Raw genomic sequence first — 7,959 nt, 5'->3', positions numbered from 1 at the left:
ATGAACTTGTCTTCTTGTTTTCTTGGCGAACTCAATCGCTAAGCGGGTGCAAATATAAAACCCTTTTTTGAATCCCACAATGTTTTTTGAAAGTTTTTTTGAAAGTTTTTTTTCACACTCCAATCGACAGACAACAAACACCGTTTTTTAAGAACTCCTCCGCTGCCAACGTTCCCGTTTTTAGCGGCTGCAAACATACAACCTTTTTTTGATCCGCAAAGCTTTTTATTAAAAAAATTTTGCCGCTCTTTTTTAAGGATGTAAATGAACTTTTTTCCGCTCCCCAGGGGTCGAAACCCCTCGTTTGCGGGGTGCAAATATACAACCCTTTTTATTTAACCCACAAACAAATCAACCTCTTTTTTTTGAGTATTTTTCTTCAGACTGAAAATGAAAGCTTTAGAGGCGAGAAAAAGGGCAGATACTTCTTTTATATTACGGACAAGTGCCCTGCGTTAAGATCGAAACCCACATGAAGCCACTCTACGAACGACAAATCAAGTGGCCATCTCCTTGGCAAAAGCATGCCCATTTATCGAATCCGTGAACCAATCTCGCAATAAGTTAAGACATCATCATACTAGATAGACATCAAGATGTTCTTATTGATTTACAAAAAAAAGAAATACTTAAGCTTTGTTGTCCGACAGCTATCAATATAACCGCCCAGGTATTTCAATGTTCGGACTGTCTTAGAATTTACGGATTGGACTTTATTTTTATCAGTCACTAATTCATTTGAAACCCTTGTTGCTGACTTTAATGATCCTATTATATCTATATATAATGTCTAACTAATAAATAAAGTCAAGTGTGATCACTTACGAAATTGAGGCAAGATAGAGATCAGGTCTATAATCATTTTCAAATCCTACTTACTGCAGCAGAATGGAGATATAGATCTTGCTCTAAGATTTAGATTAAAGAAAAACCAACGAGATGTCCACTTTACTCTTAAAGAAAGAAATTCCAAACGAGTCCAAATCGGATCGTAAAATCTCTATAGGGATTGTTTGGTGCCGAAAAGTAATCGTATCCAGTGAAAGCCGAATTGAAATGTTCCGCTTTTATATAAATTCGTGTCTGTCTCACTTTGGCATTGATAAAGAAATCTAAGCGCGGAAAATTACCGATTGTTGTTTGGTTCTGTACGTAAAATTCTCCCAACAAAGGATCATAGGCATCCATGTTATAATCCGTGAAATAATTAAACGTGATTCCAGTTTGCAAAAAGAGCGCTTTTGTAAAGAGATGATCAGCAAAGTATAACGTGTTTCGCGTTATAAATTGCGGCACGTTTAAAACGCCTTCGCCATTGATCACATTTTGATACATTATAGTATTGTCTAAAGCAAACTTACCAAAACGAAATTCTTTAGACGCTTTAACCTTGACATAGTTGACAGTATTTTCAGATTGAATAGGTTTAACAGCACTATTCAGATCTTTTGTGAAATAGGAATAGTTGTTTATGGTTGTATATTCCACTTCGGCCGTTGCAAAACGATCGGATTCTATTTTAAAGGACAAGTTCTGGGTTTGTACGTTTTTAAAAGTGTTACTATTATCCCAATTATAACTTAGGTAATCACTTTGGTTGAGGAGCATATTAAAATTTGGAATCTTTGAATTTGAATTCAGCCTGGCGAAAACCTTAAAATCAGGGGTCAGCGTGTATGATGCGTTGAGATCTAAAAAGTTTCCGCTAAAATCTCCGGACAGATTAAGTCCGAATTCTCCTTGTAGATGAAATCCACCAATTTGATTCTTATAAGCACCTCCAATTCCAAAAACAGTTCCTTTCAATCGGTTGGCTATTCTAACGCCATCGATAACCGTGACCGCATCATACCCATAATTATAATTATTATAATCTGCATTGAATTGGAATTCGCCTAAAAGCGCATTGTTATAACTTGCAAAAAACCGATTTGAAAACTCTTCAAGTGTCACTTTATCATCGATGTTGCTATTAAGAAAGGCTTCTCCAAAAAAATCACTTCGAGCAGCTTGGGTGAATTGGTAGTATTTGTCTTCAAATGAAATAATTTGGCCAATGCTCAACCGATTGCCCAAACTATCTGAAGCTTTAAGAAGATTGTAATGATGATCTAAATAAAACCGTTTGCCTTCTAAATTACTTTCTGCATCTTCAAAATTTGGTGAGAATACAGAGCGGTCTAAAAACTCTGGATCACCAGATTGAAAATTCAAAACATCTTCATCCGTCAGACCTCCATTCTCTTGATTAAGGATGTCTTGCATAACAATGTGGGCGCGGGCCTGATATTTGTCGTTTTTACTCACATAATTGCTAGTGAATCTGAAATTACCAGTGCTGGACAAAATATGTTGATACTTACCTAAGGACCGAAGTCCTTTATAAGCCATTGAAAAATTAAATTGTTTTGAGGTGTTGATTGTAAAGAAGGCATCCAACAATTGGCCTTGTTTAAAAGCTGTCTTGTAGAACAACTCTGTGAGCGGCGTAGGCACGTGAAAATAATTAATATCTTCTATTTCCATATAATTAAAATGTTTGGCTCGCGCACCAAACACCGGCAGAGAACGATTTTTATTAAAGTCATGGGTTAGACTATTATAAGTCTGACCAAGATTGGAAAAAGGCAACACGCCAAAATCATCCGTTCTCAAATAATTGAACTTGTAATCTTTTTTGATGGACAATGTCGTATCGACATAGGTGGTGTCTCTGTCAAATCCAATAATTAAATAGTCCTCAATTTTGCCAACTTTATCTTTTCCTTTAGCATTCAAACTATCCATACCTGATACACTCCTCTGCCTTCCGGAATCAGTTTGGGCCACAACATAGATATTGGAGAACACTAAAGCAATCAGAAAAAGAAGTTTATTCATTATTAATAGTTGAGTGGCAAAAATAATAATATAACTTCTAATTAGGTTCTATATTATATAGTTAATGCAACAAATTACAGATGGTTTGAAAACGCTCTTGAATATACTAATGCTCACGAGGGCCTTGCAGCATTTATGCAATCCATTATATATAAAGAAAAAGCCGTCTAAAAATCATTTTAGACGGCCTTTCGAGTTGAACTCTTTTTTTATGGATTAGTTAAAACCAAAGTTTTGCACAACGTTAGAATTCACGTCAACCTCACTTGCTGGGATTGGCATTGCAAAATTATAACTTCCGTATTCTACAACTCCATGTGTAATTAATACAGGGTCTGGATTAGGAATGTTTTGTTTTGTTCTCGCCAAATCATGAAATCTGAAACCTTCAAATGCCAATTCTTTTCTGCGCTCTAACAAAATGTTCTCTTTCGTAGCAGCTGTGTAAGCTGATGCACCACGCTTGGCCGGAATCATATTTAAATAGGTCAATGCCTCTCCTGCATTTCCTGTCTCTAATAAGGCTTCAGCGTATAATAATACAACTTCCTCATATCTAGACACAGAAACATTGTCTTCATAAGGTGCAGTAGAAGGATATTTACCTTGATTACGTAAAGTACCTGATTCTTCTTTACCAATTATACTTGCAGGAGCTCCGGCAGTATAAGGACTTACACCTCTAATATCACCTTCTTCATATAATGCTGCTAAATTTGGAAGTGCAATCACATCACCATAACTTCCTTTTTGGTAAATATTGGCAAGACCATTAATACCAGGATTATCTGTTGCTGTAAAAGCAATTTCAAAAATTGAATTGGCAGCGCCATCAATAGCAAAGGAATTTAAATATTCGTCTTTACCAACTACAGAATATTTACCTGAGTCAACAACCGCTTTAGCGGCAGCCAGTGAACGTGTGAAATCTCCAAAATAATTACTTATTCTAGCTTCAATTGCACGAACGGCGTAAGATGTAATAAACTCTTTAGAAGGATCATTTAAAGCTACAGTCATCAAGCTCGACGCCATTTCTAAATCGGCATAGGCCATGTTTTTAACTTCTTCTACAGTATTTCTAATTGGATATAAGTTTTCTGAATCTCTAAATGCAGTCACATACGGTACACCTAAAGAACTCATAGAGCCACCATTAACATGTTGTTGTCCGTAAAATGTTAACAAATTATAGTGAACTAAAGCTCTGAGTGCATAGGCTTGACCTTTAAGTTGATTAATTTCAGCAGCATCACCTTCAATGCCTTCGGCATTAATTATAATGTTTACTGAACCAATAACTTTATAAGACTGCTCCCATAAATCTCTAGGAGTTGTAGAAGTAGCCGTTAAAGACATTTGTCCTTCTGTAACAAATCTGTTGGAGTTGGCATTGGAAGCTGTGTTATCAGAAAAAACCTCTCCAAGGATAATGAGATCACGACCATAGACTTTATTGTCAAATGACAAACGGTCATACGCTCCAATTAATATGGCATCAAGATCTCCAACAGTATTTACACTCTCTTCGATACTTTTATCTTGCTGTAGTGTTGGATCTAAGTCATTCTCTGAACAAGAAGACAGTAGTCCAAAACTCACGGCAGCAATTAATAAATATTTATTTATATTTTTCATTTTCTAAAATTTAATATTAACACTTAATGAATAAGATTCAACCGGAGGTGTTGTTAACTCCGTATATCCGTTTGCACGAACTTCAGGATCTAATTTAAGTCCTTTGTCTTTAACCCAAGTACCTACGTTTGTACCTCTTAAAGTGAATGATAACCCATCAACTCCAACTGCGTTAGCATAAGTTGCAGGCAACTCATAACCTATAGATACATTTTTAAGTCTGATATAATCTCCATCAAATAAATGACGTGAAGACGTGGCATGGAAATTATTAGCTCCAGCCCAATCCATTTTAGGAACATCAGTGATGTCACCTGGTTGTTGCCATCTTTCCAACAATTCAGTTGCACCGTTATATGAACCCACAGTAAACGAGTTTGTTCTCATATAAAACTGAGCAAATTGTTCGTAAACCTTATGTCCTCCTGCAAAATATATGTTGGCATCAGCAAAAAATCCTTTGTAGCTAATTCGCGTACTAAAACCTCCTGAATAGGTTGGCAATGCACTCGCATCATCTTGAAAAGCTCTTGCAGCAGAGTTGTAATTTGAGGTAACTTCTCCGTCAACTCCATTCACATACCAAGTTGGTGCTCCAGTTGCAGGATCTACACCAGCCCATGTACGCATGTTCCAAGCAGAAGCAGGTAACCCCACCACCGTACTTTTATAACTACTACCTGCAAGTGGATCAATTGGCTCACCATCTGCACCTATAGCCAATTCAGTAACCTCATTTTTAACAGTAGCATAGTTTCCGCCAAGATTCCAAGTAAAATCATCCGTACGAATAACGTCATAAGACAATTCAGCCTCAATACCTTTATTGGTCATTTCACCTAGGTTTCTATCTTGAGAAAGAAATCCAGTTGTTGGTGATAATGGAACACCTTGAAGCAAATCATAAGTGCGTCTGTTGAAATAAGTAAACGATCCTGACAATCTGTTTTCAAACAATCCAAATGATAAACCAACGTCAAAGTTTTCAGCTTTTTCCCAAGTCAAATCTGGATTTCCAAATTGTGATGGTGTTGCACCTCCATTGTTTGAGTAATCAGCACCATAAGAAAGCAATGCTTGATAGGCATTTAAACCTACTGCATTATTACCTGTTATACCGTATGAAGTTCTAAATCTTAACGTATTAAAAACAGAACCGGCCATGAAATCTTCTCTATGAACATTCCATGCAGCACCTACTGATCCAAAGTTTCCAAATCTATTATTTGGAGCAAAACGAGAAGAACCTTCTCTTCTTACGGTTCCATCAAGAACATATTTTCCAGCATAGTTATAGTTCAACAACCCTAAATAAGACACGTTGTACCAATCTGTATAAAATGAATCCGCATCAAAATTAGCACTTGCAGAGTTGATATTTGTCAAGCCATCAGCTGGGAAATTCTCACCATATCCATATAAATAGGTGCGTTCATTTTTTTGATATTCAAAAAGTGCCATAACATTCAAGTTATGCTTATCTCCCAATTTGAAATCATAACCAAGTGAGCCTTGATAAACCCAGTTGTAGTTTTTATCATCACTAAGTTCTGAAGCACCATTGGTTGGAGCAGAATCACCTTCATATCTATTTTGGTAGTTTCTATATTCAGTAATCTGATAATCTAACGCTATTCTGTTAGAAAAAACCAAACCATCTAAGAGTTCCCAATCCAATTTCGAATTTGAAATAGCACGTGTAAGTTTGTTACGTGTAATATTATTATCAGTAACATATAATGTATTATGCAATGAACCAAATAGAAGGTCGATGTTTTGAGTCCCATCAGCATTATAAGGATTATTTAAAGGATTCATTAAATACCTTGTAATAAATGGATTTGAAAAGTAAGACCCTTGTTCCAAAATTGGGTTTTGAGTCGTGTTTGATACGTTCATAGACGTCGTAAAATCAAGATTATCTCTTAATTTACGATTAAAATTGAACGCTCCATTTAATCGTTCAAAAGCACTACCAATAACGGTTGCTTCAGTCTTATTGTACCCGACAGATGCGTAAAAACTTCCTTTCTCATCACCACCTGAGGCAGCGAAGGTATAGTTTTGCAGTAAAGCATTCTCATTTTTAATAAGGCCAGACCAATCGTAGTCCTCACCATTATAGTCTAAAGACGCTGCAGGTATCAAATTAAATTGTACCGCTAGAGCGGTTGCATTGTCTAGTGTAAAACCATTACTAACGCCATAAGAATTTACTAAAGCCTCGCTTTGTAGCGCTACTCTATCGGCACCTGACAATACGTCTCTCTTCATGAAGGCATCATTTTGAAAACCAACTTGTGAACTGAAACTGAATTGAGTTCTACCCGTTTGACCTCTTTTGGTGGTAATCACAATTACCCCATTTGAACCACGAGCACCGTAAGCCGCAGTAGCAGAAGCATCCTTTAATACCGTCACACTAGCAATATCCTGACTATTAATTGCTGATAAAGGGCTAAGGCTACTCGCATTCTCATTTCCTGATGAATTTGAATTCACTACTGGCACACCATCAATCACGTAAAGTGGCTCGTTTGAGGAAGCCAATGAGCTCAAACCTCTAATACGGATATCCTGAGTTGAACCCGGAGTACCAGAAGATTGAGAAATTTGCAAACCTGCAACTTTACCTTGTAAAGCTTGATCTATTGTTACTGAAGGAATTCCGGCAAGCTGGTCTCCTCCTATTTGTACTGAAGAACCTGTAACTTCTTCAACACCTTTGGAGCTATATCCTAAAACGATGACTTCATCTAAAGAAGCAACGTCCTCTTCAAGGCCCACATTGATAGTATTACTAGCGCCTACAATTTTTTCGGCGGATTTCATACTTACAAAAGAAAATGTTAAGGTTTCTCCAACACTTACGCTAATGGTATAGTTACCATCAAAATCCGTTTGGACACCACGTGCAGTTCCTTTTACTAAAACGTTCACCCCTGGTAAAGGCAAACCATCTGAAACGGATGTCACCGTACCAGAAACAGATTTCTCTTGTGCAAGAGAAATTTGCATAACAAACGCCATAAAAAGCGTCATTAACCATGTTAACTTTAATTTCATAAAACAATTATTTGAGTTAGTCTGCCGCAAACATCATAATAAAATATTAAAAAAGCAAGTCTGGAACATAATAAAATGTTAATAAGAAATAGCCTCTAACCCTATGACGAGACATATAAAACACTTATTATCAACAACAATTAGACAGATCTCACAACCCTAACTTATGTTAATTTATTAACAGATTATATGATTTTAGAGCTAATTCAAAAAACAAACTACCCGATCCTTCAAGATATATGATAATAAAGCATTTTTTATGTTAAAAAGCAATTCATTTCACTGTGCCCTTTGAATATATATAACAATTATTATATTTTTTTTATTAAAAATATAATAATGCCAATGGATTAAATATATGCACTTCGATTACAC

Annotated in this window: 3 protein-coding genes; all 3 read right to left on the bottom strand. The window is 36.2% G+C overall.

All coding sequences use genetic code 11. The features are described 5' to 3' along the window. Positions 1–954: 954 nt before the first annotated feature. Entirely contained in the window at positions 955–2,880 is a 1,926-nt protein-coding gene (locus G525_RS0108790) for a putative porin (protein WP_027125849.1), read from the bottom strand. A 216-nt stretch (positions 2,881–3,096) separates the two neighbouring features. Next, positions 3,097–4,518, bottom strand: a complete 1,422-nt coding sequence (locus G525_RS0108785; RefSeq protein WP_027125848.1) for a RagB/SusD family nutrient uptake outer membrane protein — start codon at positions 4,516–4,518, stop codon at positions 3,097–3,099. Between the two features lie 3 nt (positions 4,519–4,521). After that, entirely contained in the window at positions 4,522–7,584 is a 3,063-nt protein-coding gene (locus G525_RS0108780) for a SusC/RagA family TonB-linked outer membrane protein (RefSeq protein ID WP_027125847.1), read from the bottom strand. Positions 7,585–7,959: the final 375 nt, after the last annotated feature.

This window comes from Gelidibacter mesophilus DSM 14095 (genome assembly GCF_000423005.1).
Classification (GTDB): domain Bacteria; phylum Bacteroidota; class Bacteroidia; order Flavobacteriales; family Flavobacteriaceae; genus Gelidibacter; species Gelidibacter mesophilus.
This window is presented reverse-complemented; position numbering and strand designations above follow the sequence as displayed.

Coding starts and splice junctions, on each gene's coding strand:
- G525_RS0108790 (WP_027125849.1), bottom strand. CDS start 2,880: ATGAATAAACTTCTTTTTCTGATTGCTTTAGTGTTCTCCAATATCTAT.
- G525_RS0108785 (WP_027125848.1), bottom strand. CDS start 4,518: ATGAAAAATATAAATAAATATTTATTAATTGCTGCCGTGAGTTTTGGA.
- G525_RS0108780 (WP_027125847.1), bottom strand. CDS start 7,584: ATGAAATTAAAGTTAACATGGTTAATGACGCTTTTTATGGCGTTTGTT.